The following is a 25,340-nucleotide window of genomic DNA, read 5'->3' as shown; positions in this document are numbered from 1 at the left end:
AAATCCTTGACAAATGCAAACGTTTGCGTTAAACTATATTCGTAACCGACAGAAAGGAAAACGTTTTTATGACAAATCGTACCAGTGGAATTTTGATGCATATTACCTCACTTCCAGGTAAGTTTGGTATTGGTACTTTTGGACAGTCTGCCTATGATTTTGTAGATTTCTTGGTGGAAACCAAGCAAACCTACTGGCAGATTTTACCACTAACAACTACAAGCTATGGAGATTCTCCTTACCAGTCTTTCTCTGCTATTGCAGGAAATACACATTTGATAGACTTTGACCTCTTGGTTGAAGATGGCTTATTGGTAACAGAAGATTTCCAAGATGTAAATTTTGGAGATAATCCTGAAAAAGTAGACTATGCTCTTATCTATCAAGTCCGTCGACCAATTTTGGAGAAGGCAGTTCAAGCATTTTTACAAGATGATAAGAAGAAAGCTGCTTTTCTAGAGTTTGAAAAGGCTAACTCATCTTGGTTGACAGATTATGCTGAGTTCATGGCTATCAAGGAATACTTTGGTAATAAAGCTCTCCAAGAATGGGAAGATAAAAAAGTTGTAGCTCGCAACGAGGAAGTTCTTGATAAGTACCGCTTAGAATTGGCAAATCAAATCGACTACTACAAAGTCACACAGTATTTCTTCTTCAGCCAATGGAAACAATTGAAAGAATATGCCAACAAACACCACATCAAAATCATCGGAGACATGCCAATCTATGTTTCTGCTGATAGCGTTGAAGTGTGGACAAAACCCCAACTATTCAAATTGGACAGTGAACGCAAGCCGCTTTATGTAGCAGGTGTACCAGCTGATAACTTCTCGGCAGATGGTCAATTATGGGGAAATCCTATTTACGATTGGCCAGAACATGAAAAAACTGGCTATAACTGGTGGATTTATCGTATCCATGAAAGTTTCAAACTTTATGATGTCCTTCGGATTGACCATTTCAAAGGTTTCTCAGACTTCTGGCAAGTTGATGGTAAGGCAGAGGTGGCAAAAGTTGGAACTTGGGAACCAGGTCCTGGCTACAATCTCTTCAAGGCTATCAAAGAAACACTTGGAGACCTTCCAATCATTGCAGAAGACCTTGGAAACATTGACGCTAAAGCTCGCAAATTGCTTGCAGATTGTGGCTATCCAGGCATGAAAATCTTAGAATTTGGTTTCTTTGATGTAACAGGCAAGAGTATCGATGCTCCACACCGTTGCATTCCAAATTCAGTTGCCTACACTGGAACTCACGATAATGAGGTTGTCAATGGCTGGTACAACAATCTTGATCCAGAACAACAAGAATACGTGGACGCCTATAGCAACCGTAAGCCGATTGAAAAAGTTAGCCAAGCTATGCTCCGTATGCTGTTTGCAACAGTGAGTGATACAGCTATTGCAACCATGCAAGATGTCCTAGACTTGGGTGAAGAAAGTCGAATGAATATGCCGTCAACTATCGGTGGAAACTGGGAATGGCGCATGAAAGCTGAAGACTTGACACAAGAACGCAAAGACTTCTTGACCAAAATGACATTACTATACCAACGAGGAAATGAAAACCATGACTAAATTTACAACATTTGCAGAAACAAATACTTCGAAGAAATTAGCTGATTTGACAAATGAAGAAATCTATCTTCAATTGTTAAACTACGTAAAAGATGCAGCAGCTTCAAAACCAAAAAACACAGGAAAACGTAAAGTTTACTATATCTCAGCTGAGTTCCTTATCGGTAAACTCTTGTCAAACAACTTGATTAACTTGGGCGTGTACAAAGACATTCAAGCAGAATTGGCAGCAGCTGGTAAATCATTGGCTCAAGTTGAAGATGTTGAACCAGAACCATCACTTGGTAACGGTGGTTTGGGACGTCTGGCTTCATGTTTCGTTGATTCTATGTCAACACTTGCTATCAACGGTGAAGGTGTTGGTCTGAACTACCACTGTGGTCTTTTCCGCCAAGTATTTAAGAAAAATGAGCAAGAAGCAGAGCCAAACTTCTGGATTGAAAATGATTCTTGGTTGATTCCAACAACTATCAGCTATGATGTTCCATTCAAAAACTTCACTTTGAAATCAAAATTGGATCGTCTTGATATTCTTGGCTATAAAAAAGAGACTAAGAACTACCTCAATTTGTTTGATATTGAGTCAGTAAACTATGACTTGATTACAGACGGTATTTCATTTGACAAGACTGATATTAAAGAAAACTTGACACTCTTCTTGTACCCAGATGATTCTGATAAGAATGGTGAATTGCTCCGTATCTACCAACAATATTTCATGGTATCAAATGCTGCTCAACTTTTGATTGATGAAGCAATTGAGCGCGGTTCAAACTTGCATGACTTGGCTGACTACGCTTATGTGCAAATCAACGATACTCACCCATCAATGGTGATTCCTGAGTTGATCCGTCTTTTGACTGAAAAGCATGGTATTGAATTTGCGGAATCAGTTGCCATCGTTAAGAATCTGACTGGTTACACAAACCACACTATCTTGGCGGAAGCACTTGAAAAATGGCCACTTGAGTTCCTTGAAGAAGTGGTGCCGCACTTGGTTGATATTATCAAAGAATTGGATGCCCTTATTCGTGCAGAAATTAAAGACCCAGCAGTCCAAATCATTGATGAATCAGGTCGTGTACACATGGCTCACATGGATATCCACTTCTCTAACTCAGTGAACGGTGTAGCTGCGCTTCACACAGAAATCCTCAAAAACTCTGAATTGAAAGCTTTCTACGAGCTTTACCCAGAAAAATTCAACAATAAAACAAACGGTATCACTTTCCGCCGTTGGTTGGAATTTGCTAACCAAGACCTCGCTGACTATATCAAGGAATTGATTGGTGATGAGTATTTGACAGATGCGACTAAGCTTGAGAAATTGCTTGCCTTTGCAGATGACAAGGAAGTGCATGCTAAGTTGGCAGAAATCAAGTTCAACAACAAGTTGGCCCTTAAACGTTATTTGAAAGACAATAAGGGAATCGAATTGGATGAAAACTCTATCATCGATACACAGATCAAACGTTTCCACGAGTACAAACGTCAACAAATGAATGCCTTGTATGTCATCCACAAGTATCTTGAAATCAAAAACGGCAATCTGCCAAAACGTAAAATCACCGTTATCTTCGGTGGTAAGGCAGCTCCAGCTTACGTGATTGCCCAAGACATTATTCACTTGATTCTCTGCTTGTCTGAGTTGATCAACAACGATCCAGAAGTGAGCAAGTACCTCAACGTTCACTTGGTAGAAAACTACAATGTGACAGTTGCTGAGAAACTCATCCCTGCAACAGATATTTCTGAGCAAATTTCATTGGCTTCTAAAGAAGCGTCAGGTACAGGTAACATGAAGTTCATGCTCAACGGTGCCTTGACACTTGGTACTATGGACGGTGCTAACGTTGAGATTGCAGAATTAGCAGGCATGGATAACATCTACACATTTGGTAAGGATTCAGATACTATTATTGACTTGTACGACAAGGCTGGCTACGTGTCTGCGGACTACTACAATGGTGATGCCAACATCAAACGTGCGGTTGACTTTATCATTAGTGATGAAGTGAAAGCACTTGGTAATGAAGAACGTCTTGGTCGCTTGCACCATGAATTGATTTCTAAAGACTGGTTCATGACCTTGATTGACTTAGCAGAGTACATCGAAGTTAAAGAGCAAGTCTTTGCAGACTACGAAGATCAAGAATCTTGGAACAAGAAAGTTGTTCACAACATCGCCAAAGCAGGATTCTTCTCATCTGACCGTACCATTGAACAGTACAACGAAGATATCTGGCACAGTAACTAATCCAAAACAAAAGAATGTTTCCGAGTGGGAACATTCTTTTTTAGTATGTTTAGTTTTTATCGTTTGGCCATTGAAACAAAGGTAACCTTATCTGGTCGGTAGGTGATGGTGCCGTACTGGAAGGGACGGCCGTCTGCCAGATAGGTGGTACTGGTGACGGAGACCACCATATCATAGCCTGCCAGATCAAGCAAGGATTTTTCTTCTTCCGTCGCAAAGCGGAAGGAAATTTCTCGGCGGGAATGGGAAATTTCTAAGCCAAGGTCGTTTTCCAAATACTGATAAATCGATTTTTCAGCGATTTCCTTGCTGAGATAGGGAACAATCCTGCGGTCAAAGTAGGAAATCTCATACTCTAATCGCTCACCGTCGATAGTCCGAACGCGGCTGACACGGTAGAGATCCGTTTTTTCATCCACTTCCAATTCCTTCATGACCTCTGGCTGACCTTGGACAATATAGAGGTTGGTCAATTCGGTCTGGACTTGATGGTGGGCAGAGCGGTTGAGTTCACTGACGGTCTTCAATTCGGACACAAATGGTTTTCTGACCAGGTTATGGTCCAAAATAATGGAATTTCTCCCTTGACGTTTTTGGATATAACCATCCATTTCTAATAACGATAGGGCCTTGCGGATGGTGTCCTTGGAATAGGAATAAATCTCCATCAGTTCATTTTCTGTAGGCATCTCTTGATTGGCCTGCCAGATATTTTGTTCAATTTTTTCCTTGATGTCAGCATAGACTTTTTTGTATTTACTCATTGGGGGTAACTTCCTAGCTTGCTATTTACCGCTAGTATATCATAAAAAATGCCAAAGGTCAGTATTCTAAGTCTAGACAACTTTTACGGAAAACCAATAAAATTATTCCGTAAAACCATTGACAATTGAAAACGTTTACGTTATAATAAGGCTACAAGTTGAATACGTTTTACGAAGTAAATAGAAAGGAGACCTATGAAATTACTAACAGTCAACGTCCATGCCTGGTTGGAAGAAAATCAAGTTCAAAAATTGGACATACTTGCTCAGACCATTGCCCAAAAGCAATACGATGTGATTGCTCTTCAGGAAGTCAACCAGTTGATGACAAGTCCTCTGGTGACCAAGGACTTACGGCAAGACAATTATGGTCTGGTCCTGCTTGAGAAACTGAGAGAGCTTGGAGTGGCAGACTATTCTTATTTCTGGTCCAATTCTCATATCGGTTACGATAGGTACGATGAAGGAATTGCCTTCTTGACCAAACTACCTGTCTATGAAGTGGATGCCTTCTACTGCAGTCAGAACAAAGATTTGGCATCAATCTTGTCTAGAAAAATCATTGGTTTGACGGTCTTGTATGAGAAGGAATTGATCGACATTTATTCTTGTCATATCAACCTTCCTGACAGTAAAGAAGAAAATCAGTTGGAGAATATTCGCTCGATTGTGGAACGGACAAGTTCGGACCGCTTGAAAATTCTAATGGGAGATTTCAATACGGATGCCCTGTCAAATCCCAAAGCCTACCAAGCTATCAGGGACCTTGGACTTTATGATAGTTATGATTTGGCAGAGAAAAAGGATGCAGGTATCACTGTTGAAAAAGCCATTGACGGATGGGCAGGGCATAGTCAGGAAAAACGTCTGGACTATGTGTTCTTAAATCAGAAAAGACAGGTTCAATCCAGTCGTGTGATTTTCAATGGAGAGAATCGTCCCATTATTTCAGACCACTTTGGTGTGGAAGTTAACATTAGTATTTAAAGGTCAACTGACCAAGAAAAAATTTAGGAGAAACACATGAAAAAATTTCTTAGTTTTGAATTTTGGCAAAAATTCGGTAAATGTTTGATGGTCGTGATTGCCGTTATGCCGGCGGCAGGTCTCATGGTTTCTATCGGAAACTCGATTCCACTAATCAGTCCTGAATCAGAATTGCTCATTCGTATTGGGAATATCATTGCCCAAATCGGTTGGGGGATTATCGGAAACCTTCACTTGCTCTTTGCCTTGGCTATCGGTGGTAGCTGGGCTAAGGAAAAAGCTGGAGGTGCCTTCTCAGCAGGTCTTGCTTTTATCTTGATTAACTTGATAACAGGTCACTTCTTTGGCGTGACGACTGACATGCTTGCAGATGCAGCGGCAACCGTAACCACTGTATTTGGAACAGAGATTCCAGTTTCAGGCTACTTCGTCAATATCTTGGGTCAACCTGCTTTGAACATGGGTGTCTTTGTAGGGATTATTGCTGGTTTTGTTGGTGCGACTGCTTACAACAAATATTACAACTATCGCAAATTACCTGATGTTTTGACCTTCTTTAACGGCAAACGCTTTGTGCCGTTTGTAGTCATCTATCGTTCTGTTCTTGTAGCGCTTGGTTTGGCAATCTTCTGGCCTCTTGTACAAACTGGTATTAACAGTTTTGGTAAATGGATTGCAACATCACAAGACACCGCTCCTATTGTAGCTCCTTTTGTTTATGGTACCTTGGAACGTTTGCTTCTTCCATTTGGTCTTCATCACATGTTGACCATTCCAATGAACTACACATCGCTTGGTGGTACCTATGACATCTTGACAGGTGCTCAAGCAGGTACACAAGTATTTGGTCAAGATCCGCTCTGGTTGGCTTGGATTACAGACTTGATTAACCTCAAGGATGCTGGTGATATGGCTCAGTACAATGACCTTCTTGCCAATGTAACGCCTGCTCGCTTTAAAGTAGGTCAAATGATTGGTTCCTCTGGTATTCTCATGGGCTTGACCCTTGCTATGTACCGCAATGTTGACCCGGATAAGAAGAAAAAATACCGTGGTATGTTCCTTTCATCTGCTGCAGCCGTTTTCTTGACAGGTGTAACAGAACCAATTGAGTTTATGTTCATGTTTGCAGCAATGCCACTCTATGTCGTTTATGCTTTTGTACAAGGTGCGGCTTTTGCCATGGCTGACATTGTCAACTTGCGTATGCACTCGTTTGGTAATATTGAATTCCTTACACGTACACCGATGGCGATCAAAGCTGGTATCGGTATGGATGTTATTAACTTTATCTGGGTAACAGCCCTCTTTGCGGTTGGTATGTACTTCATTGCCAACTTTATGATTAAGAAATTCAACCTAGCAACAGCTGGACGCAATGGCAACTATGATACAGAAACAACGGATGTGGTTTCAAACTCAAACGTAGATACTGCGGATGCCAATTCACAAGTGGTTCAAATCATCAACTTGCTTGGTGGTCGTGATAATATCGCAGATGTGGATGCTTGTATGACCCGTCTTCGCGTTAGTGTTAAAGATGTGGCACAGGTTGGAGATGAAAATGCTTGGAAACAGGCTGGTGCTATGGGCTTGATTATCAAAGACTCAGGTGTTCAAGCAGTCTACGGACCAAAAGCAGATGTTCTCAAATCAGACATTCAAGACTTGCTAGAATCTGGCGTAGCTATTCCTCGTACGGAAATTGTTGCGACTGAAACAGTAGTTGAGGAAGCACAATTCAAGGGTGTGACCGAGGCAGTTTATGCTGTTGCTGAAGGTCAAGCCATTGCCATCACAGAAGTGAAAGATCCAGTTTTCTCACAAAAAATGATGGGCGACGGTTATGCAGTTGAGCCTAGCTCCGGCAATGTTTACGCACCAGTTTCAGGTATCGTAACCAGTGTCTTCCCAACCAAACACGCTGTCGGTATTTTGTCTGACAAGGGTGTAGAAGTCTTGGTGCACGTCGGCCTAGATACAGTTGCGCTAAACGGTGCTCCATTCTCAACCAAGGTAACAGATGGTCAACGTGTTGAAGCAGGGGATTTGCTCCTTGTCGCAGACCTTGAAGCCATTCGCTCAGCAGGACGTGAAACAACCATCGTTGTTGCCTTCACAAACACTGCTGAAATCAAATCTGTCAGCCTTGGAAATCTTGGGCAAGTAAGCAAAGATAGTCAAGTTGTGACAGTTGAGTTGTAAAAAGTAAAAAAGATTGAAAAGATGATTGCAGTCAACTCTTTTCAATCTTTTTCTTTTGGATAGTATGCCATCAGTATTTTTCTAATTTCTTCGCTTCTTTTTTACCTTTTTCAGCGATATGGAGGAAATAAATAGACCAAGCAAGGAAAAATAAGGGAATAATGCCACTTCTAAACAATGCGAATGGGGTTTCAAAGAGAAAACCAAACCAAAAACTGGTACCAGTTCGTTCCCATAGTCCTGGAGTTAGGTACCAGGATTTAGGATTCCAAAGTGTGTATCCATTTTGGAGTCCAACTTGGTAATGGATAAAAAATAAAGTCAGAAATAATCCGAAATAGGAGTAGGCATAATTTTGGTAGCGTGAATAGAATGCTTTTTTCGATTCGGTATCAGAAAAAATTTCTGTGCTTGAAGCTTCGATTGTTTGTTGAAAATAATGGATGCCACATCTACGACTACCTTGTATAGGTTGCCAACCACAGTCTTCAAATAGAGAGAGGTAATTTGAATATTCTCCTTTTGCAATATGTTCATGAAAATCAAGGCGTACGGGATGAGGGGGGCGACTACATTTTTCAAAATGATAGGCTGCTGTCCACGGAGTTACTTTGACAAGCTGATAACCTTCGGATTGAATCGAATTGATCCAATGTTCTTCCTCTTGTAAACTGGTGAATAATTTGTGTCTTATCATGGCTTCCTCCTTAAAAAACTAATTCTTTGGCAATGTGATGTAGTTTTTGAATACGCTGTGTTTCCAGTTTAATAATCTCTTGTCCCGTTGCTGTTACTTGATAGACTTTTCTTCTTTTATCGGAACTTGGAACGGAACAAATCCATTTTAGTTTCAAAAGATTCTCAATCGCTCCATACATGGTTCCTGCAGCGATTTTCACATCACCATCACTCATATCCTCTACTTTTTGCATGATATGGTAGCCATGGGCAGGTTCCAAGAGGGCTAATAGAATATAGTAGGTTGTCTCCGTTAAGGGGAGGTGCTTGTTCCTTTTCATTTGGCTTCTCCTATGTAGTTCAAATGTACAGTTGTACTATATATTATATATCGGAAAACTATACATGTCAACTGTATAGTAAAGAAGATTTTTAAAATCTTCTCAATCCTTGCCATTTATGGTATAATAAAGCGATTTTATAAAATGTAGGAGGTTCCCCATGGGACGTAAATGGGCCAATATTGTAGCCAAGAAAACCGCAAAAGACGGTGCTAACTCAAAAGTTTACGCCAAATTTGGTGTTGAAATCTATGTAGCAGCGAAAAAGGGTGACCCAGATCCAGAAACAAACTCAGCGCTGAAATTTGTTATCGACCGTGCTAAGCAAGCGCAGGTTCCAAAACACATCATTGACAAGGCCATTGACAAGGCAAAAGGAAACACAGACGAAACTTTCGTAGAAGGTCGTTACGAAGGCTTTGGACCAAACGGTTCTATGATTATTGTTGATACCTTGACATCAAATGTAAACCGTACGGCAGCTAACGTGCGCTCTGCTTTTGGTAAAAACGGCGGTAACATGGGTGCATCTGGTTCTGTATCATTCATGTTTGATAAAAAAGGTGTGGTTGTCTTTGCTGGTGATGATGCAGATGCCATCTTCGAATTGCTCCTTGAAGCAGATGTCGAAGTGGATGACGTAGAAGCAGAAGACGGCACAATCACTGTTTATACAGCACCAACTGATTTGCACAAGGCAATCGTGGCACTTAAAGAATCAGGAATCCAAGAGTTCAACGTCACTGAACTTGAAATGATTCCACAATCAGAAGTATCACTTGAAGGCGATGACCTCGCAACATTTGAAAAACTCTACGATGCCCTCGAAGACGACGAAGACGTCCAAAAAATTTACACAAATGTAGATGGGTTTTAATATAAAAAAAAGTGCTAGTAGCACTTTTTTTATATTAAAAGGTTAGAAATTCCGAGGAACTGCCAATTTTATTAGAAGGCTGGAAATTGAAATCGTCGGTAGACGGTTCTCATTGTAGGTGGGATGTCCTAAAGGTTGGAAATGAGTAGCTGGTTTTCTTTATTTTCAGCTGTCCATAAGGACAATTTTTGGCTTAAAAAGTTGAAGATTGGAACTGCCGGTAGGCAGTTTTCTTTGTATAAATATCAAAGTTCGAAGTCTGGATTGGAAATTAGAACGGACGTTGGGAAATTTTTTTGTGCCAGATTGCCAAATGATAACCAACTGTAAAATGTTCAGATTGAAGATGTAAATAAGTTGTTCTAAAATAATTTAGCTATAAGGCGAAACTATAGCATTGTTTAGGAAATAGCTATTTGAAAGCATCTAGCTTTTCTGATATGATAGAGTGGTATTATTTTTAGGAGGAGCTATGTCGAATAATTTATTAGTATTACAATCAGATTTTGGATTAGTGGATGGAGCTGTATCAGCTATGATTGGTGTGGCTCTTCAGGAGTCGCGTGACCTAGTTGTTCACAACCTCACCCACGATATTACACCCTACAACATTTTTGAAGGCTCTTATCGTCTTTTTCAGACAGTCGAATACTGGCCGGAGGGGACAACATTTGTTTCGGTTGTTGATCCGGGAGTTGGTTCAAAACGTAAGAGTGTAGTAGCTTTGACCGAACAAAATCACTACATTGTAACGCCAGATAATGGAACGCTATCCTTCATCAAAAAATATGTGGGGATAAAGGCGGTTCGAGAAATTTCAGAGGTGGCTAATCGCCGTGCCAATACAGAACATTCGTACACCTTCCATGGTCGAGATGTTTATGCCTATACGGGAGCTAAATTGGCTTCTGGACACATTAGCTTTGAAGAAGTTGGTCCAGAATTAAGTGTGGATGAGATTGTGGAAATTCCAACAGTCCCAACGGAAGTTGGTTCGGACTATGTAAAAGGTGCAATTGATATTCTGGATGTTCGATTCGGCTCGCTTTGGACCTCGATTACGAGGGAAGAATTTTACACCTTGCAACCGCAGTTTGAAGATCGCTTTGAAGTGACCATATACAATAATGACATGCTTGTGTATCAAAACCAAGTAACCTATGGCAAGTCCTTTGCGGATGTACGTATCGGACAACCATTGATCTATATCAATTCCCTCTATCGTGTAGGTGTTGCGATTAATCAGGGCTCATTTGCCAAGGCTTATAATGTCGGTGTAGGTCAAAACTGGCATATTGAAATCAAACGTATTAGTAATTAAAGAAATTTTAGGAGATAGTTATGAAAAATAATTCTATCAAAACTGTCGTAGCTACCGGTATCGGTGCTGCCCTCTTTGTTGTCATTGGCTTGCTGATTAGCATTCCTACCTTTGTACCGAATACCTACATTCAATTGCAGTATGCAGTTCAGTCGCTCTTGTCAATTGTTTTTGGACCAATTGTTGGTTTCTTTGTAGGGCTTATTGGTCATGCCTTTATAGACGCACTGCGAGGTGGGTCGCCTTGGTGGTCATGGGTTCTAGCCTCAGCAGTTTTCGGCTTGGTGTTAGGTTTTGCTAGAAATCGTCTTCGTGTTGAGGAAGGGATTTTTGAAGGAAAAGATATTTTTGCTTTCAATATTTTTCAAGCAGTAGCTAACCTCATTGCTTGGGGAGTCATTGCCCCAGTTTTAGATATTCTTATCTATAGTGAGGCGGCGAATAAGGTCTTTGCACAGGGACTTGTGGCAGGTATTGCAAATAGTATTACAGTTGCTATTGCAGGGACACTCCTTTTGGCTGTTTATGCAAAATCTCAAACGAAGACAGGTAGTTTGTCTAAAGATTAAGTTTTTATTTTCCCTAGAAAAAATTCTAGGGTTTTTTCAATACCAAAAAATACAAATATGATATAATAATATAAAACCCGTTGTGCTAGTTAATCAAGCGTAAGCAAGGGAATATTTTAAACTGATACCGAATTCAGTATGACTGCTTTTAAGCAAAAGAGAATAGATAAGTAATATTGCCTCTGTCTTAAATTTGAGCGCCTGAATGCTTCGGCAACGTAAAGCCTCCATTCCAAACTGCTCTAAACTAGAAAATACAGTCTCCACTGGTTTTCTCAATCGACTTATTTTGTAATTTTCTAGCCATGAATAACCCACCATGTTTTTTCTGAGTTGAGAAATTAACTGGATGCCACAGTCTGCTAACGCTGCCTTTATCTGTCTATCCACATATCCTTTATCTCCATAAACGATTGGAAATGGGCTATTTTCAAGTAGCTCCAAAGCAACATCGCCATCATAAATAGATGCGGGTGTGACAACATAATCAATAGGAAACCCACTATCGCTGACAAGAACTGAAAATTTCAAGCCATAATAATGGATTTTCTTAGTCGCATTATAGCCAATATCTGCCACCTCTGATAACAATGTAGCTCTCATGTTGCGAATGGGGTGACATAGGGCACAAGGAAAGCTGTCAATCAAGCCGAACGAGCAGGTTTGACAAAGATCTAAGACCATAAAATAGCGCATACGCTGAATACTTTGAGCAAGATTTTGACAGATACGGCAAGGGAAGTTGTCAGGGAAGAGATTATGACGAATCGCACGGGAAATAGCACTTGCCGTCCTGCAACCCTCTTGAATTGCCCAAAGATAACTAGCGATAACAACGACATCAGACTGTTTTTGTAGGTGGATATTTCGCCGATTTCGAACCTCATAGGGAACAAATCGCTCATATAAAGCGAGAACTTGAGTCAAGATTTTTGAAAAAATAACTTGTGTTTGATTGGGATTTGCGAGATAATAATATTGGCTTTGCATATCATTCCCTCATTTCGTGGTTGTTTTGAGTTTATGATACGCAAAGTTTTTTTATTTGGCTAGAATTAATTAGCACAACGGGTAATATAAAACAAACAAAAACATGTGTTCAAGGGGAGAAGTATGGTCTGGACAGAAGAAAAGTTGGGACCGATTATTCATTCTATACTCAATCCTGACGAGGAAGTTTTAAGTCTTTATCAATCGAAAACGACGAAATCAATTTATGGCTGCATTCTTTGGAATAGTTATTATTATAAGGTTTTCCGAGTTAGTAACCACCCATCACAATCTACATACAAACAGCCAACTTTTTATGATTTCCATGGCGAATTTTATATGAAAGGAGCGATTCGGACCTACCTTTACCATACGAACAGTTGGTATGAACTTAGTAAGCAAAGCTACTACCTTCTTCTCTTTTTTCAAAAGTTATGGGATGAAAAGCAAGAGGTGGAGGCGAGTTGGCAAAATGGTAGAATGCAGATTCGCTTAGTGGTTGAAGAAGAGGGGTGGCAAGTCCATTACCGTTTTCCAGATAATCAGGCAAGGGAGGTTGAACGCTTATTGGCCTCAGGCATGCTGGTGGCCATTCGCTCCTCCAGAAATTTTATCAAGATACGGACGAGTCGTTTTGTTGCACCGTATATAGCTCTAATCAAACAGCGTCAACTTTATCGAAAAAAGCCGAGTAAAGCTATGCTCCAGTGGGAAAAATACCAAAGTCAACTTATTGAAATCCAAAGGACCTATCGGCTAGTGGAGGAAAGTGCTCCGCAAACTTTTTTTGGACACTGGTTGAATAAGGTCCAACTCTATCTCTGCTCTGCCATTGCCAGCTATTGGGAAGAAGTTATTAAAGGAGTGGAGTGGCAGGAGGCAAGAGAAATCAAAGAGCAAAGGAAAGCCGAGAAGCCACATAATCCTATTGAAGATAAATGGAAGGAAAATATTGCTAGACGCCATAAGCGAAAAGTGAACCAACTGATTGGACATGATACCTTGGAAAAACTCCGACAACTGAAAACAGAATTAGACGACTAAGAAGTTATAGCGAACCTTCAATAAATGGGAGCGGGAAAGAACTCGACTGGTCAAAAACATACTAAGATTAGTAGTGAGGAAATCTCCGACGGGAGAGAGTAGTCACTACTTTTTCTTTATGATAAAGTAGAGGTGTCTTGTTAAGTCGAGAACTCTTTTGACGCTAGACGTCGCATCAAAAACTGGCAAGACACCTGTTTTAGAAAGAATGTTATCAAAGTATGTGGGACGCCAGACGTCGAGTATTGAAAATGACATCACTAAAACAAGGAATCATTCAAGACAAAGAGGTAATATCATGCGTGCAGTTTTTGGGATTGATGTGAGTAAGGCAAGTTCAGAAGTGGCCATTCTAGTCAATGGTGAGAAAGTTCATGGCTATACCATGTCCAATGACGCCATCGGCTTTGCTCGGCTACTTGGCGATTTGAAAACCGTCCATAAGCCAGAAATCATCTTTGAAGCAACAGGTGTCTATTCTCGTCGTCTCCAAGCTTTTCTGGATGAACATGGCTACGCTTATACACGGCTTAATCCCTTAGAAGCTAAGAAGCAACTGGATAGCTTGCGTGTGCGGAAAACAGATCAAATTGACGCCGAAAAACTGGCTCAATCTCAATTTGTGCTGAATCGTAAACCCACTTATGTCCAAGAAGAAGTCTATCAAGAACTGCGAGATTTAAGTCGCTTCTATCAGAACTTAACTGAGGACATCGTTCGAGCTAAAAACCGTCTGCACAAGGTCTTGCAAGTCACGTTTCCAGAGATAGAGACTGTCTTATCAAAGCCAACTGGGGAACAATACTGGAACTTAGTTACTGCGTTTCCTTGCAAGGACTTCGTGCTTGATTTAAGCAAGGACAAACTCTTAGAGAGCATTCGTCAGTCCACCTCAAAACGTATTTCGGACAAGCGTGTGGCGTATTTAGCTGAGAAGCTGATAGCACTAGCTAATCAATCTTATTGTGCCGTCAAGAAAACCTCTCCAATGCTGGAAGAGGTTCGTTACTATGCAAAAGAATTGCTTAGACTTTCTGAACAGAGACAAACTGTTCTAGACCAAATGGTGGAACTAGCTCAGCCATTACCTGAATATGACATTCTGCTCTCTATTCCTGGAATAGCTGAGACTACTGCAACAAGTATTATTGGTGAACTGGGAGATATTCGCCGTTTTCAGTCTGCCAATCAAATCAATGCCTTTATCGGTATTGATCTGAGACACTATGAATCTGGCAACTTCCTCGCTAAGGAACACATTACCAAGCGTGGCAATCCCTACGCTAGAAAGATTCTGTTCAAATGTATCCACAATATCGCTTCAGCCAGTCATACCAATCCTTGCCATATCGCAGACTTTTATGAGAAACGAAAAAGACAATCGCAAACGACTTCTACGAAGCCACACACGATTGCCTCCATACATCGTCTCATTCGGACAATGTATTACCTCATTATGCATAACAAACTTTACGATTACGCTTCAACCCAAAATCGGTAAGATTGTTTATGCTATATTATTGTAACACCTTATCAAAAATTTTCAACATAAGGTGTTCATTTCGTGTACTCTTTTTTACACGAAACTTTAGTCCAAAAGAAAACAATTTCCTTATTTTGACTATTGAACTTAACATATTTTTCATCAAATACCTTGATAGGCTTGACAAATGGTAGAAAAAAGAGTTCGTCAACAAGTCTTTATTTCTAGTTGTTGAGCTGAAACAGTCTATCCCCAGACTGTTTCACTCCCGCCCCGCACAGCTCAAACTGTCTGGGGGACAGTTTGAGGTTGGAGATGAAGCGAACTCTGTTCGCATCAGTCGTATAGGTCAGATTTGGAGTGTAAAACACGAATTGCTGAGATTTGCTTCGCAAATCCTATCTCCAACCTTTAACAGTCCACTGGACTGTTAAACCCAATCAACCACTGCGCTGAGATGTTGACACGAACCCTGAGAAGCGAGGTTGGTCTTTTTGCCCAGCCTCATTTTTTACACATAAGCACTGAACCTGCGAATACAGGTTCTAAATTTTCAGTTCAGATTTTTGTCTTTTGAGGGGCTAAACGATATAATCGTAAGGTATCATTTATTAGAAATGACAGAGTTTTATCATCTATTGCAAAGATTGAAAAGGAGACACTATGTCAAAAGATATTCGCGTTCTACTCTATTACAAGTATGTTCCAATTGAAAATGCCAAAGAATATGCTGCTGAGCATCTAGCTTTCTGTAAGTCTATCGGACTAAAAGGCCGTATCTTGATTGCCGACGAAGGTATCAACGGTACTGTTTCTGGTGACTATGAAACAACTCAAAAGTACATGGACTACGTTCATGCAAACCCATTGTTCAGCGATTTGTGGTTTAAGATTGATGAAGAAAATGAGCAAGCTTTCAAGAAAATGTTTGTTCGTTATAAAAAAGAAATTGTTCACCTTGGTTTGGAAGACAACGACTTTGACAACGATATTGACCCACTTGTAACAACAGGTGCCTACTTGTCACCAAAAGAGTTCAAAGAAGCTCTCTTGGACGAAGATACAGTTGTTTTGGATACACGTAATGACTACGAGTATGACCTTGGTCACTTCCGTGGTGCAATCCGTCCAGACATCCGCAACTTCCGTGAGTTGCCACAATGGGTCCGTGATAACAAAGAGAAATTCATGGACAAGCGCGTAGTTGTTTACTGTACTGGTGGTGTTCGCTGTGAAAAATTCTCAGGCTGGATGGTTCGTGAAGGCTACAAGGATGTCGGCCAGCTCCACGGTGGTATCGCAACCTATGGTAAAGACCCAGAAGTTCGTGGCGAATTGTGGGATGGGAAGATGTATGTCTTTGACGAGCGTATCGCGGTCGATGTTAACCATGTAGACCCAGTTGTCGTTGGTAAGGACTGGTTCGATGGCACACCATGTGAGCGCTATGTCAACTGTGGCAATCCATTCTGTAACCGTCGTATTTTGACATCAGAAGAGAATGAGTACAAGTATGTTCGTGGCTGTTCAGCTGAATGCCGTGCTCATGAGCGCAACCGTTACATCTCTGAAAACGGTTTGACTCGTCAAGAATGGGCAAAACGCTTGGAAGCGATTGGGGAAACTTTGGCTCCGACAAATGCCTAATATAATCAACATTGCATTGAGAAATCAATGCAATGTTTTTGTGTAATCAGAATGCTTGCTATTTTCTTCAGTCCATTCTATACGAAGCCTATCAATTAGAAAAGAGAAGGAGATGAAGTTATTTTGGATGAACTTATCCCCTTCGAAAATCAACATTATCCGTTGTCACCTTGCCTTGATGAACTTCAGTTCTATCTTCGCTTCGTTTCCTAGGTTACTTTTGATTTTCATTGAGTATTAGCAGTAGCAGACTTTGGATAGCTGGTCGGTTTTATGAAGCAATCAGCTTTGCAGTTGCGACGTTTGGACATATTAAGTCTGCGACTTTGCCTGAGGGTGGCAACTTGATTTTGATGCAGGCAGATAGCTTTGCTCAACGCGTACCATTTCAGGTAGTAGCGAGTGGCAATGAAGTCTTGATTTCACTTAATGTGGCGAGTAAGGAAGAAGTGGATAAAAATTATCGATCGTGTTGAAGTAAATGGTGGGCAAATTGCAGAACGCCCGACAGATGCTCGTGGCTTTTATGGAGCAAGTTTTACGGACCTTGATGGTATCATTTTAATGCGATTGTGAGGCAAGAAGGTAGAATTCATCTGCTCTAGAATCATAGATGAACTTATTTGAAATGGGAGAAACTGATGATTCTTCCTTTTTTTCAGAGTCAATTTACGCTATAATAGTCCTATGAAAAAAATCATTGAGTTTAAAGATTTTACATTTAGATACCAAGCGCAACAGGAACCCACTTTAAAAGATATTCAGTTAACGATTTATCAGGGAGAGAAAGTTCTGATTATTGGTCCATCTGGTTCAGGAAAGTCGACGATTGGACAATGTCTTAATGGTATTATTCCCAATATTTACAAGGGAGAACATAGCGGAAGTTTACTATTGGATGGTCAGGAAGCTTTTAATCTTTCAATTTATGATAAGTCCTTGCTCGTATCAACGGTTCTTCAAGATACAGATGGTCAATTCATTGGCTTATCAGTTGCCGAGGACCTAGCTTTTGCTTTGGAAAACGACATGGAAAGCCAGGTGGTGATGAAGCAAAAAGTAGGAGATTGGGCAGAAAGACTGTCTTTGACCGATTGGCTGGCACATCGACCACAAGATTTATCTGGAGGTCAAAAGCAACGAGTCAGTCTGGGCGGAGTTCTTATTGATGAGAGTCCTATTTTGTTGTTTGATGAGCCACTTGCTAATTTAGACCCCAAATCGGGCCAAGATACGATTGATTTGATTGACCGTCTGCACAAGCAAGAAGGGACCACAACCATTATTATCGAACACCGTTTAGAGGACGTACTGTATCGTCAGGTGGACCGAGTTGTATTGATTAATGACGGTCGGATTTTGTTCAATGGAGGACAGGATGATTTATTACGTACCTCATTGTTACAGGAAAACGGCATCCGTGAACCCTTATATCTATCGACTCTTCGCGCCTTAGGATATCCGATTGCGCAGGCAGAACGCCTCTCCTCAGTTTGGGAAATTGATATTGAGGCTTTGAATATAGCATCCCTACCGACTCTACACTTTGAAAATGGAGAGAAAGAGGCTTTGTTAGAAGTCAAGCATCTTCATTTTTCCTATCCTAACAAACAAGTTCTTACAGACATCCAACTGACGATTCATAAGGGGGAACGTCTAGCTATTGTTGGAAAAAATGGTGCTGGGAAATCTACTTTAGCCAAGGTGCTTTGTGGTTTTATTCAGGGTGAGGGTGAGATTCTCTGGAAGGGGCAGTCGATCAAAGAAGATTCTGTCAAAGAGCGAGCAGAACGGATTGGTTATGTTCTTCAGAATCCCAACCAAATGATTAGCCAAACGATGATCTTTGATGAGGTTGCCCTTGGTTTGCGCATGCGAGGGGTGACAGAAGAAGAAATTGAACACCGAGTTCACCATATCTTGAAAGTATGTGGCCTGTATCCGTTTCGTAATTGGCCGATTTCGGCACTTTCGTATGGGCAGAAAAAACGGGTAACGATAGCATCTATCTTGGTTCTCAATCCAGAAATTATTTTGCTAGATGAGCCAACAGCAGGACAAGATCAACGACATTATCGGGAAATGATGGAGTTTTTGGATCAATTAAATGCTCAAGGGCACACCATTGTCATGATTACCCATGATATGCAACTCATGCTAGATTATTCAGATAGAGCTGTTGTTGTGGTGGATGGGCAGATTATTGAAGATGCCAGTCCAGCAGAAATTTTATCTGATGATACGGTGATTGAGCGAGCCAATTTAAAAGAAACATCAATTTTTCACTTGGCAGAGAGGTTGGGAGTTAATCCCTTAGAATTAACGACGTTTTATATGCAGGAAGAAAGGAGAGGAAGATGAGTCAACAAAAACTAATTGGTTACCATCCAGGAACTGGCTTGATTCATAGTTTATCGGCTGTCAGTAAATTACTCTTTTTTCTCATAGTTTCCATTCTTGCTATGATTACTTATGATACCCGCTTGATTCTTTTTATCGCAGTATTTTCTCTAGCCTTGTTCAAAATGTCAGGGATTCGTTATAAAGAAATCTCTCTTGTTTTAATTCTGACGATCATTTTTGCTGCAATTAATGCTCTGATGGTTCACTTGTTTGCACCACGGTATGGAGTGGAACTTTACGGAGCAGACACTCCCTTGCTATCAGGTCTGGGAGTTTATTCCTTGACGAGTCAGCAAGCATTTTATCTGGTGAATCTTCTCTTGAAGTATTTTTGTACAGTTCCTTTAGCGATTATCTTTCTCATGACCACTCATCCTAGTCAGTTTGCTTCCAGCTTGAATCAAATTGGGGTATCCTACAAAGTTGCTTACGCAGTAAGTTTGACCATGCGTTATATTCCAGATATTCAAGAAGAGTTTTATACGATTCGAATGTCTCAAGAAGCGCGTGGTTTGGAATTGTCCAAGAAAGGAAAATTGATGGATCGTATAAAAGGGAATCTATCCCTTGTCATTCCTCTGATTTTCAGCTTCTTGGAGAGGATTGATACGATTTCAACGGCTATGGAATTGCGACGTTTTGGAAAAAATAAAAAAAGAACATGGTATACCCAACAGCCTCTACAAAGAATAGATTACGCTGTCTTGCTATTTATTCTTGCTCTAGTAGTCGTGACAATCTATCTATTTTTTGTTAATCAGGGTCGATTCTATAATCCGTGGCGATGATTATTGAGTTTATTGGACTTATCAACCCTTTATCGTTGACATATAGGAAATATACTGTTACAGTAGGGAATGTAAATAAATTTAGAGTTTAAGTATCAGTTTCATCTTTTGTTTTTCCTCTTGATAAGTTTTACAAATAATACTCAACAAAAATCAAAATCAAACCAATCAAGTGTTTTTTAACCATCGTCTACTAACAATTGGTTTTAAAATAGACCAATCTAACTCTCGTATCACTTCTTGAAGCTTGTTTATCACATCATCTAGTGTTTTAAAAGCTTTATTCTTAAACCCTCTCTTTCGAATCTCAGCCCAAACTTGTTCAATTGGATTCATTTCAGGAGTATAGGGAGGAATAAACTCAAAACCAATATTATGTGGTTTCTCTAAGGTACTTGATTTATGCCAAACGGCATTGTCCATCACTAATAAAATATAATCGTCAGGATAAGCTTCAGATAGTTGTTTGAGAAAAACATTCATCCAATCTGTATTGCAACCCCCAGCGATAATGAAGAAGGACTCTCCTGTATGGGCATCAATAGCACCATAGCAATAGCGATACTCACGAATATAGTGGCTATGTACATGCGGTCTCACCCCTTTTGGTGCCCAGGCCTTTCCAATTTTACTAATCCGACCGAAACCCGCCTCATCTTGATACATTAGTCTGACTTTATGATAGCGACGACTATTCTTGAAGCGCTTTCCTATTTTCGTGAATGAAGATTTTATTTTTAGACGCTAGAATCGTTTCGGCGTCTGCTTTTTTAGGGTGTTCTGGTCTTGGCGTCACTTTGCGCCAACCATGGCGTTTCAGAAGGGCATAGAATCCTTCCTTGGTCGTAGGGTGTCCAACCCGTTTCTGATAAGTTTCGTAGAGAGAGTTTATGGTCACAAATTCGCCATTTAGTGAAGCTGTTAACTGTTCTTTTAGAAATGCTTCCTCTTCTTGAAGGGTTAAATATTGACGGTTCCGTCCACCTCGCGTTTCTCTTACTAGAGCTGAAATCCCACCAAGCTCATACTTGCCTTGTAAGGACCAGATTGTATACTTTGAATAGCCGATAAGGTTAGTGATTTCTCTATAACTGAGACCTTCGGCTCTGAACAGGATTACTTGAAGTCGTCTATGAAATGGGGAATAGGTTTTATCTTTCAAATAAGTTTTTAATTCGTTTGTTTGTTCGATAGTAAGTTTCATAAATCTATTATACGTTAGTTTTTGTTTTTTGAACAGTATAAATAAAAAGAGGTAACACAAATGGTACAAGGTACAGTTAAATGGTTTAATGCAGAAAAGGGATTTGGTTTTATTGCTCAAGAAAACGGTCCAGATGTATTTGCACACTTTTCTGAAATTCAATCAGATGGTTTCAAATCTTTGGAAGATGGTCAGAAAGTGACATTTGAAGTGGAGCAAGGCCAACGTGGTCTTCAAGCAACCAATATTACAAAAATTGGATAATAAAAGAGGGAGCGGGAAAGAACTCGACTGGTCAAAAAAAGAGTTCGTCAACAATTTTTCGTTTTAAGTTGTTGAGCTGAAACAGTCTATCCCCAGACTGTTTCACTCCCACCCCCGCATAGCTCCAAAGGTTCGGGGAACCTTTGGAGGTTGGAGATGAAGCGAACTTTGTTCGCAACAGTCGTAATGGTCAGATTTGGAGTGTAAAACACGAATTGCTGAGATTTGCTTCGCAAATCCTATCTCCAACCTTTAACAGTCCACTGGACTGTTAAAGCCAATCAACCACTGCGCTGAGATGTTGACACGAACCCTGAGAAGCGAGGTTGAGCTTTTTGCCCAGCCTCTTTTCTTATGTTTAAAGGGGTCTTTTATTTGGCATACCAGCTTTGCGTGGAAACTTATTTGGAGTTTCCTTTTTCTTTTCGACGATGGTCAATGTTCGAGGGTCGCCATTTGGAAGAGTATAGTCGTGGTTTTCGATGACTTTTGCGAAGAGGAGATTGAGTGCGTTTTTTGCCTGGGTCAATTCATCTTCTGCGCTGGACGCCTTGAGTGCGATTAATTTTCCGTTGAGCTTCAAATAAGGAATAGTCAATTCAGAAAGAATCTGCATGCGGGCAACTGCGCGTGCTGTGACAAGGTCAAATTGTGCACGGAAGTTCTTATCTTGTGCAAAGTCTTCTGCACGACCATGATAGAAATGAACACCTTCGAGCTCTAGTTCTTTGGCAAGCAAATGTAAAAAGTTAATTCGTTTATTAAGAGAATCAATGATGGTAACATCTAGTTGCGGAAAGATGATCTTCATAGGTAGGCTAGGAAATCCAGCTCCAGCTCCAATATCTAAAAGCCGAAGAGCTTCGTTCTGAACATGGCCTCGCAGGATTGGAGCGATAGAATCGTAGAAATGCTTTAGATAGACTTCGCTTTCCTCGGTAATAGCTGTCAGATTGATTTTTTCATTCCATTCCACTAATAGTTGGAAATAGCGATGAAATTGGTGTTTTTGTTGGTCGGTTAATTGAATACCTTGGTCTGCCAAGGTTTTATAAAATACTTCAGGTTTCATAATCTTATCTTATCATAATTTAAGCAAAAGAAAAACCCAGAAGAGTCTGGGAATTTTCTTATTGACCATCTGTCTGTCCCGTCGCAGGATTGTTTCCTGTTGTTGCAGTTTCAGTTGAAGAAGTTGCAGTCTCGGTGGAAGTTCCAGATGATGTTTCGCTTGATGTTGTCGTCGCTTCGGTCGTTTCACTAGTTTCAGTCGAACTAGAAGAACTTGTACTAGAGCTAGTGTACGTGTTATAAGCATTGGATAGTGAGCGACTACCTCTGAGATAGTAGTTGGAACCGTAACGTACGAGTCCGCTTGGCATCTCCCAATCGGTAGCTGTATAGTCCGAATGCATAAAGAGCATCATATTGTGGTAGACATCTGTTGCAATTCGCATGCTGTTATCAAGGATAGGAGTCATACGATTGGTGTATCCGGTCCAAACAGCCATTGCATACTGACTAGAATATCCAACGAAGTTTTCATCAGGAACGACCATGTAGCTATAATTTGCTTCTGGAATTGAAGCTAGAATAGTATCTGTTTCGCTATCGGTATAGTTTGATGTACCTGTTTTACCTGCCATAGGAACTCCACTAACAGAAGCGTTTAATCCATAACCGTAAGACATAACAGCCTTCATCATATCGGTCATCATGTAGGCTGTTTCGGCAGACATGACTTTGGTCCCTTTAGGAGCATATTCTGTTACTGTTCCATCACTAAAGACAATTTTATTGACATACTGTGGAGCGTAGTAAGTACCACCATTGGCAAAAGCAGCGTAGGCAGCAGCCATTTTTTCACTACTTGCTCCATACTTACTGCTAGTATCGGATGTATTACTTGAAATAGCATTAGAGTAATGAATATCAGGGTAAGCGATACCAACGCTATTCAAAAATTTCAAGGCATTTTCTAAGCCTGTAGCTTCCAATGCTTTAACGGCTGTAACATTTCGAGAATACTGAATAGCAGTCTTAACAGAGATATTGCCATAGTATTGTTTATCCCAGTTATTGACAGGAGTTGTTGTACCAGGATAGTTATAAGGACCGTCTAAGATTAAATCTGCTGTAGATGTATAAATGCCGTTTTCAAAAGCAGGAGCATAGTCTGTGATTGGCTTCATTGTAGAACCAAAGTCGCGGTTGGTTTCAACGGCTTGGTTGGTACCAAACGAGACGTTTGTCTCCTGTTTACGACCACCTAATTGCGCAACGACTTTACCATTAGAAACATCCACAACCGTTGAAGCTACCTGTAATAAATCATCTGGATAGCTGACATACATATCTGTATTGTAGATATTCCAAAGTTGCTGCTGGGCGGCAGGATCGACGTTCGTATAGACATCCATCCCTGTTGTCAGCAAGTTGTAACCTGTTTTTGCTTCAACTTCTTCAACGACTTGTTTCAGATAGTTGTCCATATAAGCAGGATAAGCAGCTGCAGTAGATAGTGGTTGCAAACCATCTGTTACAGGTGTTAGAACAGCTTGTTCATACTGGGTATTATCAATGTACTTTTCTTCCAGCATCTCAGCCAATACCAAATCGCGACGTTCTTTTGCATCTTCTGGATTGGTATAAGGATCATATTGGTTTGGCGCTTGGGGCATTCCTGCTAAAAGAGCTAATTGAGGAAGAGTCAAATCTTTTAACTCTTTTCCATAAAAAGCAAGAGCAGCAGTCTTCATACCGTAATTACCATTTGACATATACACCTTGTTGATGTAGTAGGTCAAAATCTCTTGTTTGGTATTGCGGCGTTCCAATTGAGTAGCCAGCCAAGCCTCTTGAATTTTCCGTTTTAGATTTTGATCTTCTACGGATGTCGAGAAATAAGTCAGCTTGATAAGCTGTTGGTCAAGTGTCGAGCCACCCTGCAAACGTCCTCCGCTCAAGTTATTAATCAGGGAACCCGCAATACGAATAACGTCAACCCCTCTATGATTGAAGAAGCGTTGGTCTTCGATTGCGACAATCGCATTTACCAAGTCTGTTGGAATTTCTTCAGTCTTGGCACTCGAACGTTTTTCTGCTCCTAAATCTGCAATAAGATTTCCGTTCTTATCGTAAATTTTACTTGACACAGTTGCTGTCAAAGATTCTTCTGTCAATTCTGGAGCGCTTTGGATGTAGTAAACAACCAATGCAGCTCCGGCCAGGCAGGCAATGATAGCCCCCGCCAGTAAAATATTTGCAGTGATTAGAAGAGCTTTTTTAATTGTTGTAGTTTTCAAAAGATTCACCACCTAATAGATTTTTTTCAACGATTTCCAGATATGGGATGCTGGGGAAACGCCCCATTTGAATCTCAAAGCCGTATTGTCGAATAAAGGTTAGAGGCATCGACTTACTACCCATGTCTACTTGATAAAATTCGATCAAATGAGTGGCTGGCAAGAGATAGGTTTCTTTTAATGTTGAAAAGTGAAGAAGGACAAAACAAATGCCACCTTGTTTAACAACCTGTTTCATGTGTTCGATCTGATGCGCATGAAAATTTTTCATGGGCATGGATGCTTTTTGGCGTGTCTCTTTCGCTTCAAAATCAATATAATGTCTTTTAAAAACACCAGAGTAGTCTGTGGTAGATGCCTGTCGAAAGTATGCTTCGACAATCTTAGCACGGCTCCGTTTGGGGTAATCAACTTTTACAATTTGCACGGGAGTTGGCTTCTTGTTAATGACAGCAATATCGTGCGCAAGGTAATATTGATTGCTATCGTTGATAGCGGCCTCAAAAGACATTCCGCGATTAGCAAAGTTTACTCGCTGGGATGAAATAGGACTGGTTCTATTGATTTTTTTTGACACCTTATGAGGATAATTGACCATAGAACTCCTTCTTGATAAAATAATATCAGCATATTATA

The 25,340-nt window shown here is 40.5% G+C and carries 21 protein-coding genes and 1 pseudogene; 14 read left to right on the top strand and 8 right to left on the bottom strand.

Annotated features, from left to right (window positions below):
• Positions 1–68: 68 nt before the first annotated feature.
• Together malQ and glgP are read left to right on the top strand one after the other, a co-directional pair.
• On the top strand, positions 69–1,577 hold the full coding sequence (gene malQ / locus K6969_RS09780; RefSeq protein ID WP_171943069.1) for a 4-alpha-glucanotransferase: 1,509 nt from the start codon (positions 69–71) through the stop codon (positions 1,575–1,577).
• Positions 1,570–3,834 carry a glycogen/starch/alpha-glucan family phosphorylase gene (glgP, locus tag K6969_RS09775; RefSeq protein ID WP_029174122.1) on the top strand — a complete coding sequence of 755 codons (2,265 nt, stop codon included), beginning with the start codon at positions 1,570–1,572 and terminating at the stop codon, positions 3,832–3,834. The genes malQ and glgP overlap by 8 nt, the downstream gene beginning before the upstream one ends.
• Positions 3,835–3,890: 56 nt before the next feature.
• On the opposite strand, the gene K6969_RS09770 is transcribed toward glgP, so the two are convergent.
• Positions 3,891–4,598, bottom strand: coding sequence for a UTRA domain-containing protein (locus K6969_RS09770; RefSeq protein WP_029174121.1), 708 nt, complete (start codon positions 4,596–4,598; stop codon positions 3,891–3,893).
• Between the two features lie 195 nt (positions 4,599–4,793).
• Here K6969_RS09770 and K6969_RS09765 point away from each other — a divergent pair, with 195 nt between their 5' ends.
• Positions 4,794–5,585: an endonuclease/exonuclease/phosphatase family protein gene (locus K6969_RS09765; RefSeq protein ID WP_029174120.1), complete on the top strand. Its 792-nt coding sequence runs from the start codon at positions 4,794–4,796 to the stop codon at positions 5,583–5,585.
• Positions 5,586–5,621: 36 nt separating this feature from the next.
• Positions 5,622–7,790 (top strand): PTS transporter subunit IIBC, encoded by a 2,169-nt coding sequence (locus K6969_RS09760; RefSeq protein WP_171943070.1) that lies wholly within the window; start codon positions 5,622–5,624, stop codon positions 7,788–7,790.
• A gap of 70 nt (positions 7,791–7,860) precedes the next feature.
• On the opposite strand, the gene K6969_RS09755 is transcribed toward K6969_RS09760, so the two are convergent.
• Together K6969_RS09755 and K6969_RS09750 are read right to left on the bottom strand one after the other, a co-directional pair.
• Entirely contained in the window at positions 7,861–8,487 is a 627-nt protein-coding gene (locus K6969_RS09755) for a DUF2812 domain-containing protein (RefSeq protein WP_024379995.1), read from the bottom strand.
• A 10-nt stretch (positions 8,488–8,497) separates the two neighbouring features.
• Positions 8,498–8,809, bottom strand: a complete 312-nt coding sequence (locus K6969_RS09750; RefSeq protein ID WP_171943071.1) for a PadR family transcriptional regulator — start codon at positions 8,807–8,809, stop codon at positions 8,498–8,500.
• Positions 8,810–8,969: 160 nt separating this feature from the next.
• Between K6969_RS09750 and K6969_RS09745 the strand changes: the two genes are divergently transcribed.
• The 3 genes from K6969_RS09745 (at position 8,970) to K6969_RS09735 (ending at position 11,576) form a co-directional block, all read left to right on the top strand.
• On the top strand, positions 8,970–9,686 hold the full coding sequence (locus tag K6969_RS09745) for a YebC/PmpR family DNA-binding transcriptional regulator (RefSeq protein WP_004194195.1): 717 nt from the start codon (positions 8,970–8,972) through the stop codon (positions 9,684–9,686).
• 472 nt (positions 9,687–10,158) lie between these two features.
• On the top strand, positions 10,159–11,007 hold the full coding sequence (locus K6969_RS09740; protein WP_004195242.1) for an S-adenosyl-l-methionine hydroxide adenosyltransferase family protein: 849 nt from the start codon (positions 10,159–10,161) through the stop codon (positions 11,005–11,007).
• A 20-nt stretch (positions 11,008–11,027) separates the two neighbouring features.
• Complete coding sequence (locus K6969_RS09735) at positions 11,028–11,576, top strand: ECF-type riboflavin transporter substrate-binding protein (RefSeq protein ID WP_029174116.1); 549 nt, start codon at positions 11,028–11,030, stop codon at positions 11,574–11,576.
• A 93-nt stretch (positions 11,577–11,669) separates the two neighbouring features.
• Here the strand turns inward: K6969_RS09735 and K6969_RS09730 are convergent, their stop codons facing one another.
• Entirely contained in the window at positions 11,670–12,566 is an 897-nt protein-coding gene (locus K6969_RS09730; protein ID WP_153309468.1) for an IS982 family transposase, read from the bottom strand.
• Between the two features lie 123 nt (positions 12,567–12,689).
• Here K6969_RS09730 and K6969_RS09725 point away from each other — a divergent pair, with 123 nt between their 5' ends.
• The 6 genes from K6969_RS09725 to K6969_RS09700 all read left to right on the top strand — a co-directional run bounded on the left by K6969_RS09725 (position 12,690) and on the right by K6969_RS09700 (position 19,931).
• Positions 12,690–13,610 (top strand): hypothetical protein, encoded by a 921-nt coding sequence (locus tag K6969_RS09725; RefSeq protein WP_171943197.1) that lies wholly within the window; start codon positions 12,690–12,692, stop codon positions 13,608–13,610.
• A 298-nt stretch (positions 13,611–13,908) separates the two neighbouring features.
• Positions 13,909–15,111, top strand: coding sequence for an IS110 family transposase (locus K6969_RS09720; protein WP_321537499.1), 1,203 nt, complete (start codon positions 13,909–13,911; stop codon positions 15,109–15,111).
• 645 nt (positions 15,112–15,756) lie between these two features.
• The gene (locus K6969_RS09715) at positions 15,757–16,740 is read left to right on the top strand and encodes a rhodanese-related sulfurtransferase (RefSeq protein WP_171943198.1); all 984 of its coding nucleotides are present in this window, start codon (positions 15,757–15,759) and stop codon (positions 16,738–16,740) included.
• 230 nt (positions 16,741–16,970) lie between these two features.
• Positions 16,971–17,216, top strand: coding sequence for a hypothetical protein (locus tag K6969_RS09710; protein WP_253911845.1), 246 nt, complete (start codon positions 16,971–16,973; stop codon positions 17,214–17,216).
• A gap of 211 nt (positions 17,217–17,427) precedes the next feature.
• Positions 17,428–19,101: an ABC transporter ATP-binding protein gene (locus K6969_RS09705; protein WP_171943199.1), complete on the top strand. Its 1,674-nt coding sequence runs from the start codon at positions 17,428–17,430 to the stop codon at positions 19,099–19,101.
• Complete coding sequence (locus K6969_RS09700) at positions 19,098–19,931, top strand: energy-coupling factor transporter transmembrane component T family protein (RefSeq protein ID WP_171943200.1); 834 nt, start codon at positions 19,098–19,100, stop codon at positions 19,929–19,931. Before K6969_RS09705 ends, K6969_RS09700 begins: the two co-directional genes overlap by 4 nt.
• Before the next feature lie 168 nt (positions 19,932–20,099).
• Here K6969_RS09700 and K6969_RS09695 read toward each other — a convergent pair.
• Positions 20,100–20,958 (bottom strand): annotated as a pseudogene (locus K6969_RS09695) (IS630 family transposase); the annotation flags it as partial.
• Positions 20,959–21,195: 237 nt separating this feature from the next.
• On the opposite strand from K6969_RS09695, the gene K6969_RS09690 reads away from it, so the two are divergent.
• On the top strand, positions 21,196–21,399 hold the full coding sequence (locus K6969_RS09690) for a cold-shock protein (protein WP_014637517.1): 204 nt from the start codon (positions 21,196–21,198) through the stop codon (positions 21,397–21,399).
• A gap of 358 nt (positions 21,400–21,757) precedes the next feature.
• On the opposite strand, the gene rsmG is transcribed toward K6969_RS09690, so the two are convergent.
• From rsmG to recU, 3 genes are read right to left on the bottom strand one after another with little or no spacing between them, the layout of a single operon-like run.
• The gene (gene rsmG / locus K6969_RS09685; RefSeq protein ID WP_171943018.1) at positions 21,758–22,471 is read right to left on the bottom strand and encodes a 16S rRNA (guanine(527)-N(7))-methyltransferase RsmG; all 714 of its coding nucleotides are present in this window, start codon (positions 22,469–22,471) and stop codon (positions 21,758–21,760) included.
• Positions 22,472–22,529: 58 nt separating this feature from the next.
• Positions 22,530–24,704: a penicillin-binding protein PBP1A gene (gene pbp1a, locus K6969_RS09680; protein WP_216661470.1), complete on the bottom strand. Its 2,175-nt coding sequence runs from the start codon at positions 24,702–24,704 to the stop codon at positions 22,530–22,532.
• A complete protein-coding gene (gene recU / locus K6969_RS09675) occupies positions 24,685–25,302 on the bottom strand; it encodes a Holliday junction resolvase RecU (RefSeq protein WP_321537399.1) in 618 nt (205 codons plus the stop codon). The genes pbp1a and recU overlap by 20 nt, the downstream gene beginning before the upstream one ends.
• Positions 25,303–25,340: the final 38 nt, after the last annotated feature.

This window comes from Streptococcus suis (assembly GCF_019856455.1).
Taxonomy (GTDB): domain Bacteria; phylum Bacillota; class Bacilli; order Lactobacillales; family Streptococcaceae; genus Streptococcus; species Streptococcus suis_AE.
The sequence above is the reverse complement of the archived record's forward strand: the minus strand, read 5'-3'. Positions and strand labels throughout refer to the sequence as shown.

Coding starts and splice junctions, on each gene's coding strand:
- K6969_RS09760 (WP_171943070.1), top strand. CDS start 5,622: ATGAAAAAATTTCTTAGTTTTGAATTTTGGCAAAAATTCGGTAAATGT.
- K6969_RS09730 (WP_153309468.1), bottom strand. CDS start 12,566: ATGCAAAGCCAATATTATTATCTCGCAAATCCCAATCAAACACAAGTT.
- K6969_RS09765 (WP_029174120.1), top strand. CDS start 4,794: ATGAAATTACTAACAGTCAACGTCCATGCCTGGTTGGAAGAAAATCAA.
- K6969_RS09735 (WP_029174116.1), top strand. CDS start 11,028: ATGAAAAATAATTCTATCAAAACTGTCGTAGCTACCGGTATCGGTGCT.
- malQ (WP_171943069.1), top strand. CDS start 69: ATGACAAATCGTACCAGTGGAATTTTGATGCATATTACCTCACTTCCA.
- K6969_RS09725 (WP_171943197.1), top strand. CDS start 12,690: ATGGTCTGGACAGAAGAAAAGTTGGGACCGATTATTCATTCTATACTC.
- K6969_RS09720 (WP_321537499.1), top strand. CDS start 13,909: ATGCGTGCAGTTTTTGGGATTGATGTGAGTAAGGCAAGTTCAGAAGTG.
- K6969_RS09745 (WP_004194195.1), top strand. CDS start 8,970: ATGGGACGTAAATGGGCCAATATTGTAGCCAAGAAAACCGCAAAAGAC.
- K6969_RS09740 (WP_004195242.1), top strand. CDS start 10,159: ATGTCGAATAATTTATTAGTATTACAATCAGATTTTGGATTAGTGGAT.
- K6969_RS09705 (WP_171943199.1), top strand. CDS start 17,428: ATGAAAAAAATCATTGAGTTTAAAGATTTTACATTTAGATACCAAGCG.
- K6969_RS09690 (WP_014637517.1), top strand. CDS start 21,196: ATGGTACAAGGTACAGTTAAATGGTTTAATGCAGAAAAGGGATTTGGT.
- rsmG (WP_171943018.1), bottom strand. CDS start 22,471: ATGAAACCTGAAGTATTTTATAAAACCTTGGCAGACCAAGGTATTCAA.
- recU (WP_321537399.1), bottom strand. CDS start 25,302: ATGGTCAATTATCCTCATAAGGTGTCAAAAAAAATCAATAGAACCAGT.
- K6969_RS09755 (WP_024379995.1), bottom strand. CDS start 8,487: ATGATAAGACACAAATTATTCACCAGTTTACAAGAGGAAGAACATTGG.
- K6969_RS09750 (WP_171943071.1), bottom strand. CDS start 8,809: ATGAAAAGGAACAAGCACCTCCCCTTAACGGAGACAACCTACTATATT.
- K6969_RS09715 (WP_171943198.1), top strand. CDS start 15,757: ATGTCAAAAGATATTCGCGTTCTACTCTATTACAAGTATGTTCCAATT.
- glgP (WP_029174122.1), top strand. CDS start 1,570: ATGACTAAATTTACAACATTTGCAGAAACAAATACTTCGAAGAAATTA.
- K6969_RS09700 (WP_171943200.1), top strand. CDS start 19,098: ATGAGTCAACAAAAACTAATTGGTTACCATCCAGGAACTGGCTTGATT.
- K6969_RS09770 (WP_029174121.1), bottom strand. CDS start 4,598: ATGAGTAAATACAAAAAAGTCTATGCTGACATCAAGGAAAAAATTGAA.